Source organism: Janibacter sp. Y6 (genome assembly GCF_040900765.1).
GTDB classification, from domain to species: domain Bacteria; phylum Actinomycetota; class Actinomycetes; order Actinomycetales; family Dermatophilaceae; genus Marihabitans; species Marihabitans melonis.
On the sequence record NZ_JAKLYZ010000001.1, the window covers coordinates 604622 to 626984 of the forward strand.

At 74.4% G+C, this 22363-nt stretch carries 18 protein-coding genes; 3 read left to right on the top strand and 15 right to left on the bottom strand.

Features of this window, described 5'->3' with window-relative positions:
* The 15 genes from L6241_RS02815 to mraZ all read right to left on the bottom strand — a co-directional run bounded on the left by L6241_RS02815 (window position 1) and on the right by mraZ (window position 17491).
* Complete coding sequence (locus L6241_RS02815; RefSeq protein WP_368244715.1) at window positions 1-711, bottom strand: YggS family pyridoxal phosphate-dependent enzyme; 711 nt, start codon at window positions 709-711, stop codon at window positions 1-3.
* A complete protein-coding gene (gene pgeF, locus L6241_RS02820) occupies window positions 708-1379 on the bottom strand; it encodes a peptidoglycan editing factor PgeF (RefSeq protein WP_308222080.1) in 672 nt (223 codons plus the stop codon). The genes L6241_RS02815 and pgeF overlap by 4 nt, the downstream gene beginning before the upstream one ends.
* A 94-nt stretch (window positions 1380-1473) precedes the next feature.
* Window positions 1474-2811 carry a cell division protein FtsZ gene (gene ftsZ, locus L6241_RS02825; RefSeq protein ID WP_123093399.1) on the bottom strand — a complete coding sequence of 446 codons (1338 nt, stop codon included), beginning with the start codon at window positions 2809-2811 and terminating at the stop codon, window positions 1474-1476.
* Window positions 2812-3027: 216 nt separating this feature from the next.
* Entirely contained in the window at window positions 3028-3747 is a 720-nt protein-coding gene (locus L6241_RS02830) for a cell division protein FtsQ/DivIB (RefSeq protein WP_368244717.1), read from the bottom strand.
* Window positions 3744-5204, bottom strand: coding sequence for a UDP-N-acetylmuramate--L-alanine ligase (gene murC, locus L6241_RS02835; protein WP_368244719.1), 1461 nt, complete (start codon window positions 5202-5204; stop codon window positions 3744-3746). Before murC ends, L6241_RS02830 begins: the two co-directional genes overlap by 4 nt.
* Window positions 5201-6328: an undecaprenyldiphospho-muramoylpentapeptide beta-N-acetylglucosaminyltransferase gene (murG, locus tag L6241_RS02840; protein WP_368244721.1), complete on the bottom strand. Its 1128-nt coding sequence runs from the start codon at window positions 6326-6328 to the stop codon at window positions 5201-5203. Before murG ends, murC begins: the two co-directional genes overlap by 4 nt.
* Complete coding sequence (gene ftsW, locus L6241_RS02845) at window positions 6325-7608, bottom strand: putative lipid II flippase FtsW (protein ID WP_368244723.1); 1284 nt, start codon at window positions 7606-7608, stop codon at window positions 6325-6327. The genes murG and ftsW overlap by 4 nt, the downstream gene beginning before the upstream one ends.
* A gap of 4 nt (window positions 7609-7612) precedes the next feature.
* Window positions 7613-9085 (bottom strand): UDP-N-acetylmuramoyl-L-alanine--D-glutamate ligase, encoded by a 1473-nt coding sequence (gene murD / locus L6241_RS02850; protein ID WP_224766723.1) that lies wholly within the window; start codon window positions 9083-9085, stop codon window positions 7613-7615.
* Complete coding sequence (gene mraY / locus L6241_RS02855) at window positions 9082-10161, bottom strand: phospho-N-acetylmuramoyl-pentapeptide-transferase (protein WP_123093405.1); 1080 nt, start codon at window positions 10159-10161, stop codon at window positions 9082-9084. The genes murD and mraY overlap by 4 nt, the downstream gene beginning before the upstream one ends.
* A complete protein-coding gene (gene murF, locus L6241_RS02860; RefSeq protein ID WP_368244726.1) occupies window positions 10158-11540 on the bottom strand; it encodes a UDP-N-acetylmuramoyl-tripeptide--D-alanyl-D-alanine ligase in 1383 nt (460 codons plus the stop codon). Before murF ends, mraY begins: the two co-directional genes overlap by 4 nt.
* Entirely contained in the window at window positions 11537-13078 is a 1542-nt protein-coding gene (locus tag L6241_RS02865; protein WP_368244728.1) for a UDP-N-acetylmuramoyl-L-alanyl-D-glutamate--2,6-diaminopimelate ligase, read from the bottom strand. Before L6241_RS02865 ends, murF begins: the two co-directional genes overlap by 4 nt.
* 11 nt (window positions 13079-13089) lie before the next feature.
* Window positions 13090-15384 carry a peptidoglycan D,D-transpeptidase FtsI family protein gene (locus L6241_RS02870; protein ID WP_368244730.1) on the bottom strand — a complete coding sequence of 765 codons (2295 nt, stop codon included), beginning with the start codon at window positions 15382-15384 and terminating at the stop codon, window positions 13090-13092.
* A 43-nt stretch (window positions 15385-15427) separates the two neighbouring features.
* Window positions 15428-15907 (bottom strand): hypothetical protein, encoded by a 480-nt coding sequence (locus L6241_RS02875; protein ID WP_368244731.1) that lies wholly within the window; start codon window positions 15905-15907, stop codon window positions 15428-15430.
* Window positions 15904-16896, bottom strand: a complete 993-nt coding sequence (gene rsmH / locus L6241_RS02880) for a 16S rRNA (cytosine(1402)-N(4))-methyltransferase RsmH (protein ID WP_368244733.1) — start codon at window positions 16894-16896, stop codon at window positions 15904-15906. Before rsmH ends, L6241_RS02875 begins: the two co-directional genes overlap by 4 nt.
* 163 nt (window positions 16897-17059) lie before the next feature.
* A complete protein-coding gene (mraZ, locus tag L6241_RS02885; protein ID WP_068275024.1) occupies window positions 17060-17491 on the bottom strand; it encodes a division/cell wall cluster transcriptional repressor MraZ in 432 nt (143 codons plus the stop codon).
* Between the two features lie 369 nt (window positions 17492-17860).
* On the opposite strand from mraZ, the gene L6241_RS02890 reads away from it, so the two are divergent.
* The 3 genes from L6241_RS02890 to L6241_RS02900 are packed head-to-tail and all read left to right on the top strand — an operon-like array spanning window position 17861 to window position 22329.
* Complete coding sequence (locus L6241_RS02890) at window positions 17861-18850, top strand: MoxR family ATPase (protein ID WP_232311850.1); 990 nt, start codon at window positions 17861-17863, stop codon at window positions 18848-18850.
* Window positions 18851-18853: 3 nt separating this feature from the next.
* Window positions 18854-20077, top strand: coding sequence for a DUF58 domain-containing protein (locus L6241_RS02895; protein ID WP_368244736.1), 1224 nt, complete (start codon window positions 18854-18856; stop codon window positions 20075-20077).
* Window positions 20077-22329, top strand: a complete 2253-nt coding sequence (locus L6241_RS02900) for a DUF3488 and transglutaminase-like domain-containing protein (RefSeq protein WP_368244738.1) — start codon at window positions 20077-20079, stop codon at window positions 22327-22329. Before L6241_RS02895 ends, L6241_RS02900 begins: the two co-directional genes overlap by 1 nt.
* Window positions 22330-22363 lie beyond the last annotated feature (34 nt).

Below are 22363 nucleotides of genomic sequence, written 5' to 3' on the forward strand. Positions count from 1 at the left end.
TTACCGGTGGGACTGCCGATCTCCGAGGATTGCGCTGCCGACACGCAGGTGTGTCGCCCCGTGGGCCACGGCCTGCTCGAGGTCGCCGCTCATGCCCGCCGAGATCATCACCGCACCCGGGTGCTCGGCGCGCACCTGCGCCGCGAGCTCGGCGAGCCGGGCGAAGGCGGGCGCCGGGTCCGCACCCCGGGGGGCGACGGCCATCACCCCGCCCAGGTGCAGCCCGCTCTCGACGACGAGATCGGCCAGTGCGGGCACGTCCTGCGGCTGCGCCCCGCCGCGCCCGGCGTCGGACCCCTCGAGGTCGACCTGGACGAGGCCGGTCACCTCGCGCCCGGCGGCCTGGGCGCCCCGGGCGAGGGCACGCACGACCTTCGCCCGGTCCAGCGAGTGCACGACGTCGGCCAGGCGGGCGATCTCGCCGGCCTTGTTGCTCTGGATCTGCCCGACGAAGTGGGTGCGCACGCCCGGCGGCGGGCCGTCGCCCTCGGCGAGCTTGGCCGTCGCCTCCTGGGCGCGGGACTCCGCGACGTCGCGCACCCCGAGCCCGACGAGGGCATCGAGGTCGCTGCGGGGGAAGTACTTCGTGACGACGACGAGCCGGACCTCGTCACGCGGGCGACCGGTGGCCGCGCACGCGGCGTCGATCCGCGCGTGGACCGCGGCCAGCCGCTCCTGCAGCTCGGCGACGCGCTCGGGGGTGGCGCTCATGCCAGCCCCACGAGCCCGGCGAGCCGGCCGGTCGTGCCGTCGCGGCGGTAGGAGTAGAGGGTCGGGTCCTCGCGGGTGCAGCCGGGCAGCCACTGGACGGCGACGTCGAGGGCGGCCAGCTGCTCGACGACACCGGCCGCGACGTCGATCGCCGGGGTGCCCTGCCAGGTCATGGCGTAGGACGCCGGGCTGGTGGCGGCGGCGTCCTCGCGCATCGCGGCCGGCACCTCGTAGCAGCGGCCGCACACCGACGGCCCCAGCGTGGCGGTGATCTGCTCGGCCCCGAGGTCGCGCATGGCCGCGACGGTCGCGGGGACGACCCCGGCGAGCATGCCGGGCCGACCCGCGTGCGCCGCGCCGACGACCCCGGCCCGGGCGTCGTGCAGGAGCACCGGGGTGCAGTCGGCGACGAGCACGGCGAGCGTGACGCCGCGGGTGTCGCTCACCATCGCGTCGCACGTCGGCGACCCGCCGGCCGCGCGCACGTGGACGACGTCGGCGCCGTGCACCTGGTCCATGTAGGCGACCGGGGTGCCGACCGCCTCCTCGACGAGCGTGCGGTTGCGGGCGACCGCCGTGGGGTCGTCACCGACGTGGCCCCCGAGGTTGAGCCCGTCGTAGGGACCCTCGCTCACCCCGCCGAGCCGATGGGTGACAGCGCGCAGCACCCCTTCGTCCCGGCTCTCCCAGCGCAGCGGGTGCTGCGTCGGCAGGGGGGCGAAGGGGTGCTCGCTCACGTCGTGCAGGGTGCTCAGCGCACCCTCACTTGAGGAAGTCGGGGACGTCGAGGTCGTCGCCCTCGTCGAAGGTCACCTGACGCGGGGGCTGCTGCACCTGCGGGCGCTCCTGCGGGGCGGCCGGGGCCTGCTGGGCCTCGTCCTGCACCGGCACGGCGACGGGCTGCGCGGGGGCGGCCTGCTCGCGCTGACCGCCCTGGCCGCCGACCGGCTGCGGCTGGGGGCGCTGCTGGGGCTGGGCGGCCGGCTGCTGGGCCGGTGCCGGGCGCTGACCCTGCGAGACGGGCTGCCCGCCCTGCGGGCGCTGCTGACCGCCCTGCTGCGCGCCGCGCTGGCTCGACCCCTGCTGGCCCGAGCCCTGCTGGCTCGAGCCCTGGATCGTGCCGAGGGCCCGCTCGTCGGGCCGGGCGTTCGGCGCACCGCCGTCGAAGCCGGCGGCGATGACCGTCACCCGCACCTCGTCGCCGAGCGCGTCGTCGACGACGGCACCGAAGATGATGTTCGCGTCGGGGTGCGCGCCCTCCTGGACGAGGCGGGCGGCCTCGTTGATCTCGAATAGACCGATGTCGGAGCCACCCTGGATCGACAGGAGCACGCCGTGCGCGCCGTCGATGCTCGCCTCGAGCAGCGGGCTGCTGATGGCCAGCTCGGCCGCCTGGACCGCGCGGTCCTCGCCGCGGGCCGAGCCGATGCCCATGAGAGCCGAGCCCGCGCCCTGCATGACGGACTTGACGTCGGCGAAGTCGAGGTTGATCAGACCCGGGGTGGTGATGAGGTCGGTGATGCCCTGGACACCGGAGAGGAGCACCTGGTCGGCGCTGCGGAAGGCGTCGAGCATCGACACGGCGCGGTCGCTGATCGAGAGCAGCCGGTCGTTGGGGATCGTGATGAGGGTGTCGACCTCGTCGCGCAGCGACTGGATGCCGGTCTCGGCCTGGGTCGCGCGGCGGCGGCCCTCGAAGGTGAAGGGGCGGGTGACGACACCGATCGTCAGGGCACCGAGCGACTTGGCGATCTTCGCGACGACGGGCGCGCCACCGGTGCCGGTGCCACCGCCCTCACCCGCGGTGACGAAGACCATGTCGGCCCCCTTGAGGACCTCCTCGATCTCGTCGGCGTGGTCCTCGGCGGCCTTGCGGCCGACCTCGGGGTCGGCGCCGGCGCCGAGACCGCGGGTGAGCTCGCGACCCACGGCGAGCTTGACGTCGGCGTCGCTCATGAGGAGGGCCTGGGCATCGGTGTTGATGGCGATGAACTCGACGCCCTTGAGGCCGACCTCGATCATCCGGTTGATGGCATTGACACCTCCACCGCCGATGCCGACGACCTTGATGACGGCGAGGTAGTTCTGGGCAGATGCCACGGGGGTTCTCCTGGATGGGTGACGTGCTGGACTTCTCGAGACGAAATCTCGACGTCAACTTGAGAGTTACGTTTTGATCACGACCGGTGTGCCGCTGACGTTATGCGTCACGGACGCCCGTCGCAAGGCAGGTCCCCCGCGTGTCGGGACGGGTCTGCAGATCGTGGCCGGACTGTGCTCTCGACGGGGCCCGGACGCACCTGCGCGCGGGCGTGATCAGCGGGTGACGGGGGTGTCGGGGGCCGAGACGTCGAGCACCTTCGGACGCCCCTTGAGGAGCACGTCGATGACCTGCACCTTGAGCTGAGGTTGCGCCTCGTCGCCCCAGACGACGGTCGTGCGCCCGATGCGGAAGCTCACCCGGTCGGCGGCGTCGACGGTGACCGCCGAGACCCGGTCGCGCACGCCCTGCGGCAGGGCCTCGAGCATCGACAGCGCGGTCGTGACGCCGTGCCCGCTCACCTCGGCCCCTCGGTCCGCGGAGATCGTCGGGACCCCCTTCGGCACCGACCCCGTCGAGCGGATGCGGACGCCGTCGATGTCGTAGACCTCTACCTGACCTTTACCTCGGTTCACGGCCAGGGCGGGGATGCGGGGCACGACCTCGACGCGAAGGGTGCGCGGCCAGTCGCGCACGACGGTCGCCGACTCGACCCCGGGCCGGGCCTCGGCGCCGTCGACGATGGCGCCGACGTCGACCCGGGCCAGGGGCCGGCCGTGGGCGCCGGCGGCGAGCTCGCCGATGGCCGCGGTGTCGCCCGGCTCGGCCCCGACGACGTCGACGTCCTGGACGGCGAGGAGAGGGCTGAAGCCGACGACGTAGACCCCCGCGGCGAGGACGGCGACTGCTCCGCTCCCCCAGGCCCACCGGCGGCGGCGGTCGGCCGCGAGATCGGCCTGGCGCTGCTCGAAGCGCGCGTGCTGGGTGCTCGTCATCGCTGCCGCAGGCCCTCGATGACCGGCGCACCGAGCGCGGTGACGTCGCCCGCGCCGATCGTCATGACGAGGTCGCCCGGGCGCGCCTGGGCGACGACGTGCGCGACGGCGGCCTCGGGCTCGAGCACGGCGACGACCCGACCGGCCGCGCGCAACGGCTCCGCGACGACCTCGGAGGTCACCCCGGGCACCGGGTCCTCCCGCGCCCCGTAGATCGGCAGCAGGACGACGTCGTCGGCCGGGGCGAGCCCGGCCGCGAAGTCCGTGGCGAAGTCGGCGGTGCGCGAGTACAGGTGCGGCTGGAAGATGACGAGCAGGCGGCCCGGCCGGGCGATCTCGGAGGCGGTGGCGACGACGGCGCTCACCTTGCCGGGGTTGTGCGCGTAGTCGTCGACGACGGTGATGCCGTCGACCTCGCCGCGCACCTCGAAGCGGCGGCGGGTGCCGGCGAAGTCCGCGAGACCGGCGAGCACCGCGCGGGCGTCGTGCCCGCAGCCGAGCACGGCCGCGGCGAGGGCCGCCGCGGCGTTGAGCAGGTTGTGCCGCCCGGGGACGCGCAGCACGAGGTCGTGCACGACGCCCTTGAGCGCGACCTGGGCCCGCGCGCCGTGACCCTCGAGCACCGGGTCGGCGAGCCGGACGTCGGCGTCGGGCGAGAAGCCGTAGGTGACGACACGCGTCGCCTGCCCGCCGTCGGGGTGCGCACCGCCGGCGTCGCGGACCGCGTCGGCGAGCCGGGCCGAGCCCGGGTCGTCGGCGCAGGCGACGACGAGGCCGCCGGGGCGCACGGTCCGGGCGAACTCGGCGTAGGCCTGCTCGACCGTGGCGAGGTCGCCGTAGAAGTCGAGGTGGTCGGCCTGCACGTTCGTCACGACCGCGACGTCGGGGTGGTAGACGAGGAAGGAGCCGTCGGACTCGTCGGCCTCGGCCACGAAGTCGGGCCCCTCGCCCAGGGCGGCGTTCGTGCCCTGGCTCGCGAGCTCGCCGCCGAGGGCGAAGGAGGGCCGGGCGCCGAGGTGCAGCAGGGCCGAGGTGAGCATCGACGACGTCGTCGTCTTGCCGTTCGCCCCGGCGACCGCGACCCTGAGCTGCTCTCCCATCGCGGCCGCGAGGGCCTGGCTGCGGTGCAGCACGCGTGTGCCGGCCTCGCGGGCGGCGACGAGCTCGGGGTTGCTGTCACGGATCGCCGAGGACACGACGACGGTGTCGACGCCGTCGACGTGGGCCGGGTCGTGACCGACCCAGATCTGCGCACCCCGGCGACGCAGCTCGTCCAGGACGGGGCCGTCCTTGGCGTCGCTGCCGCTCACGCGGGCACCGGCGTCGAGGAGCAGACGGGCGACGGCAGACATGCCCGCGCCACCGACGGCCAGGACGTGCACCCGGCCGAGCTCGGCCAGGGGCGGGACCGGCGCGTCGACGTCGAGACGGAAGGGCAGGCGGTCGCGCACGCTCATGCGCCCTCCCCCGACCCGCGCGCGGCCACGAGGGCCCGGCCGACGAGGTCGGCGAGCAGCTCGTCGCCGTCGCGCTCGCCGACGGCGGAGGCCGCGAGCGACATCGTCGCGACCCGCTCGCGGTCGCCGAGCAGGGGCACGACGACGTCACGCACCCACGCCGGGGTGACCTCGGAGTCCTCGGTGAGGGTGCCGCCGCCCGCGGCGACGACGCCCGTGGCGTTGAGCCGCTGCTCGCCGTTGCCGATGGGCAGGGGCACGTAGAGACCGGGCAGCCCGACGGCCGTCAGCTCGCACACGGTGTTGGCCCCGGAGCGGCACACGGCGACGTCGGCGGCGGCGTAGGCGAGGTCCATCCGGTCGAGGTAGGGCACGACGACGTACGGGACGCCGGGCACCGCTCCGACGGGCTCGAAGTCCTTGTCCCGCCCGGTGACGTGCAGGACCTGCACGCCGGCGGCGCCGAGGTCGGCCACGCTCGCGGCGAAGGCGTCGTTGAGGCGCTTGGCCCCGAGCGACCCGCCGGTGACGAGCACGGTGGGCAGGTCCGGGTGCAGGCCGAGGTGCGCGCGTCCCTCGGCCCGGCGCGCGGCCCGGTCGAGGTCGGCGATCTCACGGCGCAGCGGCATGCCGGTGACGGTGGCGTGCGCGAGCTCGGTCTGGGGGAAGGTGATGCCGACGTGGCGGGTCATCCGGGCGCCGACCCGGTTGGCCACACCGGCCCGGGCGTTCTGCTCGTGCACGACGACCGGGACGCCGCGCCGCCGGGCGGCGAGGTAGACGGGGGTCGAGACGTACCCGCCGAAGCCGACGACGACCTCGGCGCCGCTGGACTCGACGAGCTCGCCCGCCCGGGCGACCGCACGGCGCATCGCACCGGGCAGGCGCAGCAGGTCGCCGGAGGGGCGACGCGGCAGCGGCACCTTGGGGATGGTCGCGAGCTCGTACCCGCGCGCGGGCACGAGACGTGACTCCAGGCCCTGCTCGGTGCCCACCGCGAGGATCGCGACCTCGGGGTCACGCCGTCGCAGGCAGTCGGCGAGGGCGAGCAGCGGCGAGACGTGCCCGGCCGTCCCCCCTCCGGCGAGCAGGACGCTGCGTGGGCTCGTGGGGGTGGTGCTCATGATGCGCTGCTGCTCCGTCGGGTGAGGCGGGCGGGGATGAGGGTGTGCAGGCGGGAGGGGCGCGAGGCCAGGGCCGCCGCGCACGTCGGCTCGGCGCGGGCGAAGGAGAGCAGGATGCCGACGGCGAGCATCGTCGTCACGAGCGAGGAGCCGCCGGAGGAGACGAAGGGCAGCGGCACCCCGATGACCGGGAGCATGCCGATGACCGAGCCGATGTTGATCATCGCCTGCACGAGGACCCACGTGCAGATGCCGGCCGTGGCGACCCGGACGAAGAAGTCCTCGGTCGAGCTCACGAGACGCATCCCGACGACCGCGAGACCGGCGAAGAGGGCGATGACCCCGAGGCTGCCGAAGAGGCCGAGCTCCTCGCCGATGATCGCGAAGATGAAGTCGTTGTACGGCTCGGAGAGCCAGCCCCACTTCTCGCGGCTGCCGCCGAGGCCGACGCCCCACCAGCCGCCGTCGGCGAGGGCGTAGCGCCCGTGCATCGGCTGCCGGCAGATGGCGTAGTAGAGGTCGGTGCCGGGCGCGCAGCGCGCCGGGTCGAGCCAGATCGCGATCCGCTCCATGCGGTTGCTGCTCACCGAGGCCATGATCGCGACGAGGACGCCGAGGACCCCGAGCGCCAGGCCGAACCACCGCATCCGCACGCCCGCGGCGAAGAGCATGCCGACGACGATCGCGGCGATGACCATCGCCGTGCCGAGGTCGTGGCCGATCATCACGAGGGTGAGGATGCCCAGCCCGATGGGCGCGACGAAGGGGACGACGGCCTGGCGGATGTCGCCCAGGGCCGCGCGTTTGCGCTCGAGGACAAGCGCACCGCCGAGGACGAGCCCGATCTTGGCGATCTCGCTGGGCTGGATGCTCACGGGCCCGACGCCGATCCAGTTCTTGTTGCCCTGGAAGCCGTAGCCGACGAGGGGCACGAGGGCGAGCAGCCCGACGCCGCCGGCGAGCAGGAGCATCGCGCTGCGCCGCCAGAAGGCGATGGACCGGGTCGCGGCGAACCACATCGCCGCGAGACCGAGGACCGCGAAGACGAGCTGCTTCAAGAAGATCGTCAGCGACGAGTCGTTCTGCTTGAGCGAGACGATCATCGAGGCCGACAGGACCATGACGAGCCCGACGGTGACGAGGATGCCGACGATGCCGAGCAGCCCGTAGTAGGTCGTCAGCGGGGAGTCGACGAGGCGGGTCCAGGACCCGGCCTTGCCCCGGGGCAGACGGGTGGTGCGACCGACCGGGCGCCCCCCGCTCGTCGCGTTGCTGCTCATCGGCTCATCCCTGCTCGTGGTGGCGCCGCACGGCCGTGGCGAAGGCCTCGCCGCGGGCCACGTAGCTCTCGAACATGTCCATGGAGGCCGCCGCGGGGGCGAGCAGCACGACGTCGCCCGGCTGAGCGACGGCCGCGGCCTGACCCACGACGAGATCCATCGCCTCAGTGTCGGTGGCGGCGATGTCGAGGACGGGGACATCGGGTGCGTGTCGCGCGATCGCCGCGGCGATCTGGTCGCGGTCACGCCCGATGAGGACGACGGCGCGCAGGCGGTGCGCGTTCGCGGCGACGAGGTCGTCGACCTCGGCGCCCTTGAGCAGCCCTCCGGCGATCCACACGACGTGCTCGTATGCCGAGAGCGACGCGGCGGCGGCGTGCGGGTTGGTCGCCTTGCTGTCGTCGACCCACCGGACCTCGTCGACGGTGAGCACGTGGGCGATTCGGTGGGGCTCGGGTCGCCAGGCGCGCAGCCCGTCGCGCACGGCCGAGGGCGGGACGCCGCAGGCACGGGCGAGGGCGGCGGCGGCCAGGGCGTTGGCGACGACGTGGTCGGGCACCCCGTCGCCCTCGTCGCCGAGGTCGGCCAGGCTCGCGAGCTCGGCGGCCTGCCGGCCGCGGTCGGGCACGAAGGCGCGGTCGACGAGGAGGTCCTCGACGCGGCCGAGCATGGACAACCCCGGGCTGGAGCGGGTGAAGCCGACGGCCCGGCAGCCCTCGACGACGTCGGCGGCCTCGACGAGGCGTCGGGTCGTCGGGTCGTCCTCGTTGTAGACGCAGGCCACCTCGGTGCCCTCGTAGACCTTGCCCTTCGCCGCGAGGTAGGCGTCGTACCCGCCGTGCCAGTCGAGGTGGTCGGGGGCGATGTTGAGGCAGGCGGAGGCGAGCGGGCGCACCGAGTCCTGCCAGTGCAGCTGATAGCTCGACAGCTCGACGGCGATGACCTCGTAGGGGTCGGGGTGCAGGACCGCCTCGAGGATCGGGGTGCCGACGTTGCCCGCGCTGCACGCGCGCAGCCCGGCCGCGGTGAGGATCGAGGTGAGCATCTGCACCGTCGTCGTCTTGCCGTTGGTGCCGGTGAGCGTGATCCACGGCGCGCCGCCGTGCTCGGGGCGCATCCGCCAGGCGAGCTCGACCTCGCCCCACACGGTGATGCCGCGGGCGGCGGCGTCGGCGAGCAGGGGCTGGGTCGGCGGCCACCCGGGCGAGGTGACGACGAGGTCGACCCCGTCGTCCAGCAGGCCCGCCGGGGCCGCGTCGCCCAGGAGCATCCGGGCGCCGAGCACCTCGAGGATCGTCGAGCGCTGCGCCATCGGCGAGCCCTCCGCGGGGGCGGTGCCGTCGACGACGCTCACCTGAGCGCCCCGCTCGAGCAGGGCGTCGGCGGCGGCGAAGCCGGAGACCCCGAGGCCGGTGACGACGACCCGCAGGCCCGACCAGTCCGCGTCGCGGTGCGTCAGCGTGCTGAGGTCCCTCACGCGCCGACGACCCACTCGGCGTAGAAGATCGCCAGGCCGAGGGCGACGAAGAGCCCCGCGATGATCCAGAAGCGGATGACGATCGTCACCTCCTGCCAGCCGAGCAGCTCGAAGTGGTGCTGCAGCGGTGCCATCCGGAAGACGCGCTTGCCGGTGGACTTGAAGGAGGCGACCTGGATGATCACCGACAGGGTGATCGTCACGAAGAGTCCGCCGAGGATGACGATGAGGAGCTCGGTGCGGGTCGTGATCGCCAGCCCGGCCAGCGCGCCGCCGAGCGCGAGCGAGCCCGTGTCGCCCATGAAGATCTTCGCCGGCGAGCCGTTCCACCACAGGAAGCCGAAGCAGGCGCCCATGCCCGCCGCGGCGACCACCGCGAGGTCGAGCGGGTCGCGCACGTCGTAGCACTTGAGGCCGGGCTCGATCTGGCAGTTCTGGTTGAACTGCCAGATGGAGATGAGCACGTACGCGGCGAAGACCATGACCGAGGCCCCGGTCGCGAGGCCGTCGAGGCCGTCGGTGAGGTTCACGCCGTTGCTCGTCCCGGCGATCATGAGGTTGGCCCACAGGACGAAGAGGACGATGCCGACCATCGGCCCGGCGAAGGCGAGGTCGAGCGGGGTGTCGCGCACGAAGGAGATGTGCGTCGAGGCCGGCGTGCGCAGGGAGTCGTTGGGGAACTGCAGGGCGAGGATCGCGAAGATCACGCCGACGAGGGTCTGCCCGATGAGCTTCTCGTGCGAGCGCAGCCCGAGGCTGCGCTGCTTGCTGATCTTGATGTAGTCGTCGGCGAAGCCGACGAGCCCCATGCCGCCCATGAGGAAGAGCACGAGCAGCCCGCTGGCCGTCGGCAGCGACCACGTCGCGAGGTGCGCGACGGCGTAGGCCAGCACCGCGGCGAGGATGATCACCGCCCCGCCCATCGTCGGCGTCCCGCGCTTCGTGTGGTGCGAGGTGGGGCCGTCGTCACGGATGAACTGGCCGTACCCCTGGCGCACGAGCACCTTGATGAGCATGGGCGTCCCGAGCAGGGCCACGACGAGCGAGACCACTGCCGCGATGAGCACCGCCTTCACTGCGCGTCCTCTCTGTGGCTGAGCCGATCTCCGAGCCACCGTAGCCCGGCGTCACGGCTGGACTTGAGCAGCACGACGTCGCCGGGGGCGAGTCGCTCGTGCAGCAGGGTCTGCGCGGCGTCGACGTCGGCCACGGTCTCGACCGTGGCGACGCCGCTGTCGCGGGCGCCGTCCGCGATGTCGCGGGCGAGGTCGCCGACGGCGAGCACGAGGTCGACCCCGAGCGCGCCGGCGAGCTCGCCGACGCCGCGGTGCAGCGCGGGCGACTCCTCGCCGAGCTCGAGCATCGAGCCGAGCACGGCGACCCGGCGGCCGCGGCAGGACATCGCGGCGAGCGCGCGCAGGGCGGCCTCCATGGAGTCGGGGTTGGCGTTGTAGGCGTCGTTGACCACCCGCACCCCGTCGGGGCGCTCGGTGACCTCCATCCGCCAGCGGCTCGCCGGGCGGGCCTGCGCGAGCGTCGCGACGACGTCGTCGAGGGCCAGACCGCAGGCGTGCGCGGCGGCGATCACCGCGAGGGCGTTGCCGACGTGGTGGCGCCCGACGAGCGGCAGCGCGACCTGGGCGGTGCCGAAGGGGGCGGTGACGGTGAAGCGCGGACGGCCGGCCTCGTCGAGGACGACGTCGGTGGCACGGACCTCCGCGTCCTGCGCCTCGCCGACGAGGACGACGCGGGCCGCGGTGACCTCCGCCATGGCGCGGACGCGGTGGTCGTCGGCGTTGAGGACCGCGACGCCGTCCGCGGGCAGCGCGGCGACGAGCTCGGACTTCGCGACGGCGACGTGCTCGACGGAGCCGAACTCGCCGACGTGGGCATGCCCGACGTTGAGCACGACGCCGACCTGGGGCGGCGCGATCGTCGTGAGGTAGGCGATGTGCCCGGCGCCGCGGGCGCCCATCTCGACGACGAGGTGGCGGGTGCGCTCGGTGACCCGGCAGACCGTGAGCGGGACGCCGACCTCGGAGTTGTACGAGCCCTGCGGCGCGACGGTCTCGCCGTCGGCGGCCAGGACCGCGCCGAGGAGGTCCTTCGTGCTCGTCTTGCCCGAGGACCCGGTGATCCCGACGACGTGCAGCTGCGGCAGGCGGTCGATCAGGGCCCGGCTCAGGGCGACGAAGGCGGCCTGGGTGTCCTCGACGACGACGCACGGCAGCCCGTCGACGGGTCGGGTGGTGAGGGCGGCGCTCGCGCCGCGCTCGGCGGCCTGGGGCACGTAGGCATGCCCGTCGGCGTGCTCGCCGACGCGGGCGACGTAGAGGCTGCCGGCGGCGGCCTCACGGGCGTCGGTGACGACCGGGCCGTCGACGACGACGGCGGGGTCGCCGTGGACGGTGCCCCCGGTGACCTGGGCGAGCTCGGCGAGGGTGAGGGCGATCATCGGGCCACCTCCGTGGCGAGGGCGGTGAGCGCCTCGAGGGCGACGACGCGGTCGTCGAAGGGGGTGACCACCCCGTCGACCTCCTGCCCGCTCTCGTGCCCCTTGCCGAGGAGCGCGACGACTCCCCCGGGCCCGGCGGCGCGCACGGCGTGCTCGACGGCGGCCCGGCGGTCGGCGACGACGTCGAGCTCGGCACCGCCCTGGCGGGCGCCCGAGGCGACGGCCTCGCGGATCGCCGCGGGGTCCTCGGAGCGGGGGTTGTCGTCGGTGACGACGACGAGGTCGGCGTGGTCGGCCGCGGCGCGGCCCATGCCGGGTCGCTTGCCGGGGTCTCGGGACCCGCCGGCGCCGAGGACGGCGACGAGCCGGCCCGTGGTGCCCTCGCGCAGGGCGGCCAGCGCGGCGGCCACGGCGTCGGGGGTGTGCGCGAAGTCGACGACGACGCGGGGCAGGAGCGCGGCGTCGGCACCCTCGGGGGCCGCGACGACCTCCATCCGGCCCGGCACGCGCGGCTCGGCGCCGACGGCGCGGGCCACCTCGGCGGGGTCGTGGCCGGCGACGAGCAGGGCGGCCGCCGCGACCGCGGTGTTCGTGCGGTTGAAGCCGCCCGGCAGCGGGCTGCGCAGGGCCAGGCTCACCCCGTCGCCCTCGAGGACGAAGGCGGGGCCGGCGACCGAGGTGATGACGAGGTCCGCGGGGACGGCGGGGTCGGAGGAGACGGTGCTCACGGGCACGCCGGCCTGCGCGGCGAGGCGGCGACCCCACGCGTCGTCGACGCAGACGACGCCCGCGCGGGAGCGCTCGGGGGTGAAAAGGCTCGCCTTGGCGGCGAAGTAGTCCTCCATGCCGTCGTGGAAGTCGAGGTGGTCCTGCGAGAGGTTGGTGAAGAGCGCGACGTCGTAGACGACCTCGTCGACGCGGTGGAGGACGAGGGCGTGGCTGCTCACCTCCATGACGCAGTCGTCGACGCCGCGCTCGCGCATCACCGCGAGCAGGGCGTGCAGGTCGGGGCTCTCGGGCGTCGTGCGTGCGCTCGGGACTCGCTCCTGGCCGATCCGCGTCTCGACGGTGCCGATGAGACCCGTGCTGCGCCCGAGCGCCTCGAGAGCGGCGGCGAGGAGGTAGGCGGTCGTCGTCTTGCCGTTCGTCCCGGTGATGCCGAAGGAGCGCACGCCCGGGCCGCCCGGCGTCCCGGTGCCGTAGACGGCGGCCGCGACGCGGCCGAGGACGGAGCGCGGGTCGGCGACGACGACGGCGGGCACGTCGACGCCGGCCTCGCGGGCCAGCTCGAGGCCGCGCACGTCGGTGAGCAGGGCGCGAGCACCCTCGCGGACGGCGGCGGCGGCGTACGAGGCACCGTGGGCGTTGGCCCCCGGCAGGGCCGCGTAGAGGTCACCGGGGCGGACAGAGAAGGTGCTCAGGGTGACACCGGTGACGGTGAGGTCGGCGTCCCCGACGATGTCGCTGCTGCGTCCTGCAGCCTCCGACACCGCCTGGAGCGCGACCGGGTCGATGGTCTGCGGGCGGGGCGATGGCACGACGAGCGAGCCTACCTGTCCCCCGGGTTGCCCCGGTCCTTCAGCAGACCGGGCGTGCCCTCTGCGGGGGCCTTCTTCAGCCGGGTCGAGATGGGCTTGACCTTGTCGTCCGCGGCCGGCGGGACCTCCTGGGTCTGCAGGGCGTGGGTCATGACGTCCTTGAAGACCGGCGCGGCGACCTGGCCGCCGAAGTAGCCCTTGACGGGGCGCTGGAGGATGACGGCGACGACGAGCTGGGGGTCCTGGGCGGGGGCGTAGCCGATGAAGCTCGCCGTCTTGCCCGAGTAGCCGCCGGTCTTGTCGTCGTAGCGGTCGGCGGTGCCCGTCTTGCCGGCGACGCGGTAGCCGTCGATCTTGGCCTTGGGGGCGGTGCCCTCCTCGCTGACGACGCCCTCGAGCATCCGGCTCACCGAGGTCGCGGTGCTCTGCGAGACGACGCGCTCGCGCTTCGCGGCCGGTGCCGGGGTCCATCCGCCCTCGCCGTCGGAGGTCTCGGCGACGAGGCTCGGGGCGACGCGCACACCCTTGTTGGCGATGGTCTGGAAGACGCCGGCGACCTGCACGGCCGTCGTCGACAGGCCCTGGCCGTAGGTGACGGTGTAGCGCTGCACGCCGTCCCACTTCTCCGACGGCGGCATGATCCCCTCGGACTCGCCCGGGAAGCCCGAGCCGGTCTTGCTGCCGAGCCCGAACTTGCGGAAGTACTCCTCGAGCGTCTTGGGCTTCATCGTCTCGCCGATGAGCATCATGCCGACGTTGCTCGACTCGGCGAGCGCGCCGCCGACGGTGCGGTACTCGACGGGGTGCGGGTGGCTGTCTCGCAGGGTGGCGTCGTAGCGCTGGAGGTGGTCGGGCAGGACCATCGGGCTCGACGGCGTGATCGTGCCCTCCTCGAGACCGGCGGCCACCGTCATGATCTTGGCCGTCGAGCCGGGCTCGAAGGCGTCGCTGAAGGCGAGGTTGGCGAAGACGCCCTTGCCGTCGCCGATGTCGTTCGGGTCGAAGGTCGGGTACGAGGCGAGCGCGACGAGCTCGCCCGTGTCGACCCGCTGGACGACGACGGTCCCCGAGAGCGCATCGGTCTCCTCGACCTTCGCGGCCAGGGCGTTCTGCGCGTACCACTGCACGTCGTTGTCGATCGTCAGGCGCACGTCCTTGCCCGGCTTGGCCGAGCTGACGTCGGACCCGGCGTTGGGCAGCCGGCTGCCGTCCATGGCGACCTCGTAGGTCGCGGTGCCGGGCGTGCCCTTGAGCGTGTCGTCGAGCATGAGCTCGAGCCCGCCGCCGGCCGTCTGGTCCTGGGGCTGGACGAAGCCGACGAGGCTGGCGACGGTCGTCGACTGCGGGTAGGTGCGCTGCGAGGAGCGCTCGCTGTACACGCCGGGGATGCCCAGGGCGCTGATCTTGCGCCACGTGAGCGGCGAGAGGTTCTTGGCGAGGATGACGTAGCGACGCTCGCCGGTCATCGCCTCGACGAGGTCGTCCTCGTCCTGGCGCAGGAGCGGCGCGAGGTCCTTGGCGGCGCCGGCGACACCGACCTCGGTGCGCGTGCCGCCGACCTCCTTCTCGTAGGCGGGGACCGCGGTCTGGTCGACGACGACGATGCGCCGCTCGGCCGAGCTGGCGAGCACCGTGCCGTGGGCGTCGGTGATCGTGCCCCGGCGCGCCGGGATCGACTCGGTCGTCGTGCGCTGGGCGAGGGCGTCGGCCGCGACCTCGGCCGAGTCGAAGCCCTGGATGCGCATGAGCTGGGCGGCGAAGAGGCTGAGGACGAAGAGGCTGGCGACCATGAGCCCGCGCATCCGCATCCGCGGGTTGCCGGCCGGGGGCACGTCTCCTCCACCGCCACCACCACGACGACGCGGGCCGCGCGGGGGCGCCGACCCGCCGCCGCGGCGCGAGCTCGTCGGACGGGTGGTCCGGGTGCCGGTGCGCGACGCGCCCGGTCCGGTCGTGCTGCGCCGGGTCGCGCCGGCGGCGCTCGTGCGGGCGCCGCGCGTGGAGGAGCCCGTGCTCGCGCCGGTCCGTGCGGCCGGGCGGCGGGCAGAGGACGGTGCTGCCGTCGCGCGGGTGCGGGCGCTCGACGAGGTCCGCCCCGAGGAAACCTTCGAGGAGGCCTTGGACGTGGGCGCCTTCGTGGTGGTGGGCTTCGTCGTGCCCGTCCGGGACGCCGCGGCCTTCTTCGCCGCGGCCCGCCGGGCGGCGGACGAGGAGCTCGCCGTCGACCGGGTCGAGGTGCTCGAGGAGGCGGAGGTCGACCCCTTCGCCGTGCGGGTGCTCGAGGCGGGGGTGCGGCGCTGCGTCACGTCGTCTCCTGCCTGGTCGGGTGCGGTCGGTCTCGTCGGGGCGTCAGTCCTGGTCGCCCGAGGCCGGCGCGCTCGTCGTGCTCGCCCGGGGCGTCGCCCGCGCCGCTGCGTCCACGCTAAATCCCTCGGGCTTCTTCGCCGCCTTCGCCACGCCGAGGACCCGCCCGCGCTCGAGGTCGACGAAGGCCGCGGTGTCGGCGGGGACCATGCCGAGCTCGCGGGCCTTGGTCGCGAGGTTCTGCGGTGCCGAGCGCGCGTCGACGGCCTGCACGAGGGCCTCCTGGGTGTCGGAGAGCTCGGCGGAGCGCGCCTCGAGGCGCCCGACCTCGAAGGAGTCCTGCGCCATCTTCGCGTTGAGGGCGAGGACGGCGGCCAGACCGGCGACGAGCAGCGCGACGACGAGCATCGGGAAGAGCGGCGAGCCGGTCGCGTCCGCGGCGGTGAGCACGCGCAGCTCGCGCTGCTGGCCCCCCTTCGCGGGGGCGCGCCGGGCGACGGTGGTCGCGGTCTGCAGCTGGCTCATCGGGAGGTCCTCTCGGGGGCGCGGACGGGTCGGGTGCGCTCGGCCGCGCGGAGGCGGACCGAGGCGGATCGGGGGTTCGCGGCGAGCTCGGCCGCGTCGGGGGTGGCCGCGCCGCGGGTGAGCAGGCGCAGCTCGGGGGCGTGCTCGGGCAGCTCGACCGGCAGCCCGGGCGGGGTCGTCGAGGTCGCGCCGGCGGCGAGGGCGCGCTTGGTGATGCGGTCCTCGAGGGAGTGGAAGGACAGCACGGCGAGGCGTCCGCCGACGCAGAGCCGGCGCAGCGCCTCGGGCAGCGCGCGCTCCCAGACGGTGAGCTCGGCGTTGACCTCGATGCGCAGGGCCTGGAAGGTCCGCTTCGCCGGGTGGCCCCCGGTGCGCTGCGAGGCGGCCGGGATGCTCGCCCGGAGCACCTCGACGAGCCGGGCGGAGGTCTCGAAGGGGGCGACCTCGCGCTCGCGCACGACGGACCGGGCGATCCGGCGGGCGAAGCGCTCCTCGCCGTACTCCTGGAGCACCCGCGTGAGCTCGCGCTCGTCGTAGGTGTTGAGCACGTCGGCGGCGGTCGTCGGTGCGCCCGGGTCCATCCGCATGTCGAGCGGGGCGTCCTGGGCGTATGCGAAGCCGCGCTCGGCCTCGTCGAGCTGGAAGCTGCTCACCCCGAGGTCGAAGAACATCGACTGCGCGCACTCGATGCCGAGGTCGTCGAGGACGTCGCCGATCTCGTCGTTCGTGGCGTGGGCGTAGTCGACCCGGTCGGCGAAGGGGGCCAGCCGGGCCCGCGCGAGGTCGAGGGCGAGCGGGTCGCGGTCGATGGCGACGAGGCGCACCCCGGGGTGGCGGGCGAGGACGGCCTCGGCGTGGCCGCCCATGCCGAGCGTGCCGTCGACGTGCACGGCGCCGGGGACGAGCACGGGGCCGAGCAGGTCCAGGACCGGCTCGAGCATGACGGGGACGTGCCGGTCGGCGGCGCCGGGGCCGGTCGTCGTCGTCATGCTCGTCCTCCTCTGCTCGTACGTCGTGGTGGTGCGTGGTGGTGCGGTGCTCGTGCGACTGCTGCATCTGCTCGGGCTGCTGGGTCCTGGTCCCCATCCGGACCGGTCCGGCGCGGGGGAAGACGCGTCGGCATCGGCTCGGCTGGAGGCCAGGGCCCAGCAGCTACATCAGGCCCGGGATCACCTCGTCGGACTGGTCGGAGAAGGCCTGCTCGGTGGCCGCGAGGTAGTCGGTCCAGGCCTGCGAGTCCCAGACCTCGAGCCGGTTGCCGGCACCGATGACGGTGCAGTCCTTGCTCAGGCCCGCGTACTGGCGCAGGGCGGCCGGGATGGTCACCCGGCCCTGCTTGTCGGGGATCTCGTCGGAGGCGCCCGAGAGGAAGACGCGCATGTAGTCGCGGGCGGCCCGGCTGCTCGTCGGGGCCTTCTGCATGTCGGTGGCGATCTGCGTGAAGGTCTCGAGCGGGAAGACGTAGAGGCAGCGCTCCTGCCCACGGGTGACGACGAGGCCGGTGGCCAGACGGTCGCGGAACTTCGCGGGGAGGAAGAGGCGGCCCTTGTCGTCGAGACGAGGCGTGTGGGTACCGAGGAACACGACCCACCTCCCGCTCTGCTCGACCCTCCGGGCGCCACCGTGTCCCGATGTCCCCCACTTTACTCCACCCTGCCCCCGAAAGACAGCCGCAACCGTGACGGATCCGTGATTTCTCACCCGAGAATTCGCCATTTCTCGGGGGTGGTGCGAAGTGGGGCAGATCTGGCGCACCAGCGCCTTCGAGCAGCCGGCCGACGGCTCCACCGGGCGGCTGCCCATGACAGATCCCGCTGATCCCGGGGCCTGTCGCCCCCCGAGGCCTCGCGAGGGCACCCCTTCGCCATAGGGTCGGGAGCACAGTGGGGCGTGGTGGGATGACCTCGACCTCACCGAGGACCCGGTCGGCACGGCCGGGGGGAAGGAGCCCGGGTGATCCCGGTCAACGACATCCGTCCGAGCGCCCCGACGACATCAGAGCTGGAGCACCTCGTCGAGGTGGGCGAACGCCTCGCCGCGACGATGAGCGCGGTCATCGAGGGCAAGCCCGAGGTCGTGCGCACCGCGATCACCGTCATGCTCGCCGAGGGCCACCTGCTCGTCGAGGACGTGCCGGGGGTCGGCAAGACGATGCTCGCCAAGACCCTCGCCCGCTCGGTCGACGCCTCGGTTCGACGGGTGCAGTTCACCCCCGACCTGCTGCCGAGCGACATCACCGGCGTGAGCGTCTTCAACCAGGACAACCGGGTCTTCGAGTTCCGGCCCGGCGCGGTCTTCGCCAACGTCGTCGTCGGCGACGAGATCAACCGCGCCTCGCCCAAGGCCCAGTCGGCCCTGCTCGAGTGCATGGAGGAGCACCAGGTCACCGTCGACGGGCAGACCCACGCGCTGCCCCACCCCTTCATGATCATGGCGACCCAGAACCCCGTCGAGATGGAGGGCACCTACCCCCTGCCCGAGGCCCAGCGCGACCGCTTCATGGCGCGGGTGTCCGTCGGCTACCCCGACCCGCGCGCCGAGGTCGAGATGCTCGACCACCACGGCGCGGCGTCCCCCCTCGACGACGTCCGGCCGGTCACCGACGCCGAGGGGGTCGCCGAGCTCATCCGGGTCGTGCGTCGCGTGCACGCCTCCGAGGCTGCGCGCCGCTACGTCGTCGACGTCGCCGCCGCGACCCGCTCCCACCCCGCCATCCGGCTCGGCGCCTCGCCGCGTGCCACCCTCCACGTGCTGCGGGCGGCCCGGGCGCGCGCCGCCCTCGCCGGGCGCGACCACGTGCTGCCCGACGACGTGCAGGCCCTCGCGGTCCCCCTGCTCGCCCACCGCATCATCCTCACGAGCGAGGCGCACGTCTCGCGGCTCACCCCGGCCGGGGTCGTCGAGGACGTCATCGCCCGCACGCGGGTGCCCGGCAGGCGCTAGGTCATGGGATCGCGGCTGAACAGGCTGACCTCGCGCGGCGCGGTCGTCCTCGGCCTGGGCATCTCGCTGGCCGCCGCCGGGGTGCTGCTCGGCGTGCCCGACCTCACCCGGGCCGGGGCGCTCCTGCTCGTCCTGCCCCTCCTCGCCCGGCTGCTCGTCTCCCGCCCCTTCGGGCTCGTCACCTCGCGCACCGTCGACCCGCCGAAGGTCACGACGGGCACCCCCGCCTCGGTCCACCTCGTGCTGCGCAACACCGGCCGCACGACCTCTCCCCTGCTCGTCGCCGAGGACCAGGTGACGTACGCCCTGGGCGACCGGCCCCGCATGCTCGTCGCCCGCCTGGCCCCCGGCGAGGAGCGCGAGGTGCAGTACCGCGTGCGCTCCCACGTGCGCGGGCGGCACCCCGTCGGCCCGCTGAGCGTGCGGGTCACCGACGCCTTCGGCATGGCCCATCGCGAGGTCGTCGTCTCCGGCACCGACAGCGTGCTCGTCCTGCCGCGCACCGTGCCCCTGCGCGGCACGCCCGTCATGCGCGCCGGGTCCGGGGGCGACGAGTCCTCTTCGCACCAGCTCGCGCTGCACGGCGAGAGCGACGTCGGCGTGCGCGAGTACCGCAGCGGCGACGAGCTGCGCCGCATCCACTGGCCGTCGACCGCACGCACCGGCCAGATGATGGTGCGCCAGGACGAGCAGCCCGGCCGACGCCGGGCCCTCGTCCTCCTGGACAACCGGGCGAGCTCGCACGCCGGCACCGGTGGGGGCGGCTCCCTCGAGTGGTCGGTGAGCGCGACGGCCTCCGTCGCCACCCACCTCGTGGCCCACGGCCTCGAGACCTACCTCGCGACCGCCGACGAGACGAGCGAGCCGCTGGCCCCGCTCGGCGGCGTCGACGACGCGCTCGAGGCCCTCGCCGTCGTCGCCACCTGCTCCCGGACCGGGCCGGACGGGCTCGTCGACGCCGCGACCGAGGTCGCGGCGACCGGCGGGGGCACGGTCGTCGCCGTCGTCGGGCCGCTCGAGCACGAGCAGGCCCAGCGCCTCACCCGCACCGGCCACGGCATCGCCTTCGTCGTCGACCCCGACTCCTTCGAGCAGGCAGGCGAGCGGCCGAGCACGACGGCGGCCGCGCTCACGGCCGGCGGCTGGCGAGCGGTCGACGTGCAGCCGGGGTCGCGCATCGCCGAGGTGTGGGACCACCTCGTCGCCGCCCGGGCGGGGGCCGCCTGATGCGCCAGGCGATCACCTCCGTCATCACGGCCCTCGCCGTCCTCGCGGCCGCGGCCTCGTTGCGCTACCTCTTCGTCGACTCCTCCTTCATGCGCCCCGCGGCGCTCGTCGTCCTCGTCGTCGTCGGGCTCGGCGTCGCCCTGCGCACGCGCACCCGGGCTGTCACCGTCCTGCTGCCCGTCCAGGCCCTCGGCCTGGCTCTCGCCCTCGCCTGGCTCTTCGCCCGCGACACCCTGTGGTTCGCGCTGCCGACGACGCGCACCGTCGAGCGGGCCGTCGAGCTCGTCCTGCAGTCGCAGGACACGATCACCTCCTACGCCGCGCCGGCCCCGGTCGACGCCGGCGTCACCTTCTCGCTCACGGCCATCGTCGGGCTCGTCGCCCTCACCGCCGACCTCGCCGCGGCGACCGCCGAGTCGCCGACCATCGCGGGCCTGCCGGTGCTGGCGCTCTACGCGATCAGCGCCGCGAACGCCCAGACCAGCCTGCCGTGGCACGCCTTCGCCGCCCCCGCCGCGCTGTGGCTGCTCGTCCTCGCCCACCAGGACGGAGACCAGCTGCGCCGGTGGGTCAGCCATGTCCCGGGGCACCCGGGCGAGGACGGCGAGGAGCGGGCCCGCCGGGACTTCACGACCCAGGGGGTCGGCCTCGCCGCCGCCGGCATCGCGCTCGCGATCGCCGTGCCGACGGTCGTGCCCCACCTGCCGAGCACCTACATCGGCGACGGGCTGCGCGACGGCACGGGCCAGTCGGAGGGCGGTCGCTCCCGGGTGAGCCTGTCCAGCGAGATCGACCTGCGGCGCTCGCTGCAGGACCCCGACCCCTCCCCCGTCCTGCGCTACCAGACCGACGACCCCAGCCCCCCGCCGCTGCGGGTCGGCGTGGCGACCCGCTTCGTCGACGGACGGGCCCGGATCGGCTCGGAGATCTCCGGCACCGTCCCGCTCGGCGACGACGACGCCGTGGGGGTCACCCGTTTCGGCCAGGAGCGCCGCACGACGACCGTCGTGGAGTCGAAGGTCCGCGCACCGCAGCTGCCGGCCCCCTTCGTCGCCCGTGACGTCCAGGTCGGGGCGCCGTGGAGCATGGACTCCGACGGCGTCGTCCGCGTCGCCGACGACGCGCAGAGCTACACGATCAGCTACGACGAGCCGCTCGACGAGACCGAGGCGGTCGTCGCGGCGGCCGGCGACACCGGGGCGGGCCTGCCGGACCGCGAGGAGTACCTCGCGGTCGAGCCCGAGATCGCCGGCGAGCTCGCCCAGGTGCTCGACGAGGTCGTCGAGCCCGGCGACAGCCAGCTCGAGAGCGCTCAGGCGATCCAGTCCTACCTGCGCGGCAACGACTTCACGTACAGCCTCGAGCTCGACGAGCGCCTCCCGGGCGAGCACCCCATCAGCCAGTTCCTGCGCACGAAGCGCGGCTACTGCCAGCAGTTCGCCGCGACGATGGTCCACCTCGCCCGCGCCGAGGGCATCCCCGCGCGCTTCGTCGTCGGCTTCCTGCCCGGCACCGGCAGCACCCAGGAGCGCGTCGTGCGGGCGTCGGACGCCCACGCGTGGCCCGAGCTGTGGATCGACGGCGTCGGCTGGTTGCGCTTCGAGCCCACCCCCGGCGGCCGTGCCGCGAGCCTGCCGGGCTACTCGCTGCCGCAGCAGGACACGACGTCGTCGACCTCGACGACGAGCTCGAGCACGACGAGCTCGGCGACGAGCACCTCGCAGGACGCGGCACCCGTCGAGGAGGCCGACACGGGCACCCAGGTGCAGTGGCAGCGACCGCTGCTCCTCACCCTGCTCGTCGTCGCCCTGCTCGCCGTGCTCCCCCTCACCGCCCTGCTGCTGCGCGAGCGTGCGCGCCGGCGGCGCGGGTCGCCCCAGGAGCAGGTCGAGCGCGAGTGGGAGCGGCTCGTCGAGGGGCTGGGCGATCTCGGCATCGACGCGCCGCCCGGCGCCACGCCGCGGGTCTCCGGCGACCACCTCGTGCAGCGCAGCGGGGTTGGCGGCCGCGGCACAGAGCAGATGCATCGCGTCGTCACGACCCTCGAAGGAGCCCGCTACGCCCCTCCCGGGCGCCCCGAGCCCGACGAGGTCGAGCAGGTCGGGCGCGACGTCGACGACCTCCTCGCGCGGGTGCGACGCTCGCGCGACACCGGGCGACGGGTCCGGGCCGCGCTCGCCCCGCCGTCGGCGATCCGGTGGTGGGGCTCCCTGCCGGGCCGGGTCGTCGACGTCGTGACGCGCCGGCGCTGAGCAGCGGCCCGCGCCCGAGCCACCGGACGCACGA

Coding starts and splice junctions, on each gene's coding strand:
- L6241_RS02815 (WP_368244715.1), bottom strand. CDS start 711: ATGAGCGCCACCCCCGAGCGCGTCGCCGAGCTGCAGGAGCGGCTGGCC.
- L6241_RS02830 (WP_368244717.1), bottom strand. CDS start 3,747: ATGACGAGCACCCAGCACGCGCGCTTCGAGCAGCGCCAGGCCGATCTC.
- murC (WP_368244719.1), bottom strand. CDS start 5,204: ATGAGCGTGCGCGACCGCCTGCCCTTCCGTCTCGACGTCGACGCGCCG.
- murG (WP_368244721.1), bottom strand. CDS start 6,328: ATGAGCACCACCCCCACGAGCCCACGCAGCGTCCTGCTCGCCGGAGGG.
- ftsW (WP_368244723.1), bottom strand. CDS start 7,608: ATGAGCAGCAACGCGACGAGCGGGGGGCGCCCGGTCGGTCGCACCACC.
- murF (WP_368244726.1), bottom strand. CDS start 11,540: ATGATCGCCCTCACCCTCGCCGAGCTCGCCCAGGTCACCGGGGGCACC.
- L6241_RS02875 (WP_368244731.1), bottom strand. CDS start 15,907: ATGAGCCAGCTGCAGACCGCGACCACCGTCGCCCGGCGCGCCCCCGCG.
- rsmH (WP_368244733.1), bottom strand. CDS start 16,896: ATGACGACGACGACCGGCCCCGGCGCCGCCGACCGGCACGTCCCCGTC.
- L6241_RS02895 (WP_368244736.1), top strand. CDS start 18,854: ATGGGATCGCGGCTGAACAGGCTGACCTCGCGCGGCGCGGTCGTCCTC.
- L6241_RS02900 (WP_368244738.1), top strand. CDS start 20,077: ATGCGCCAGGCGATCACCTCCGTCATCACGGCCCTCGCCGTCCTCGCG.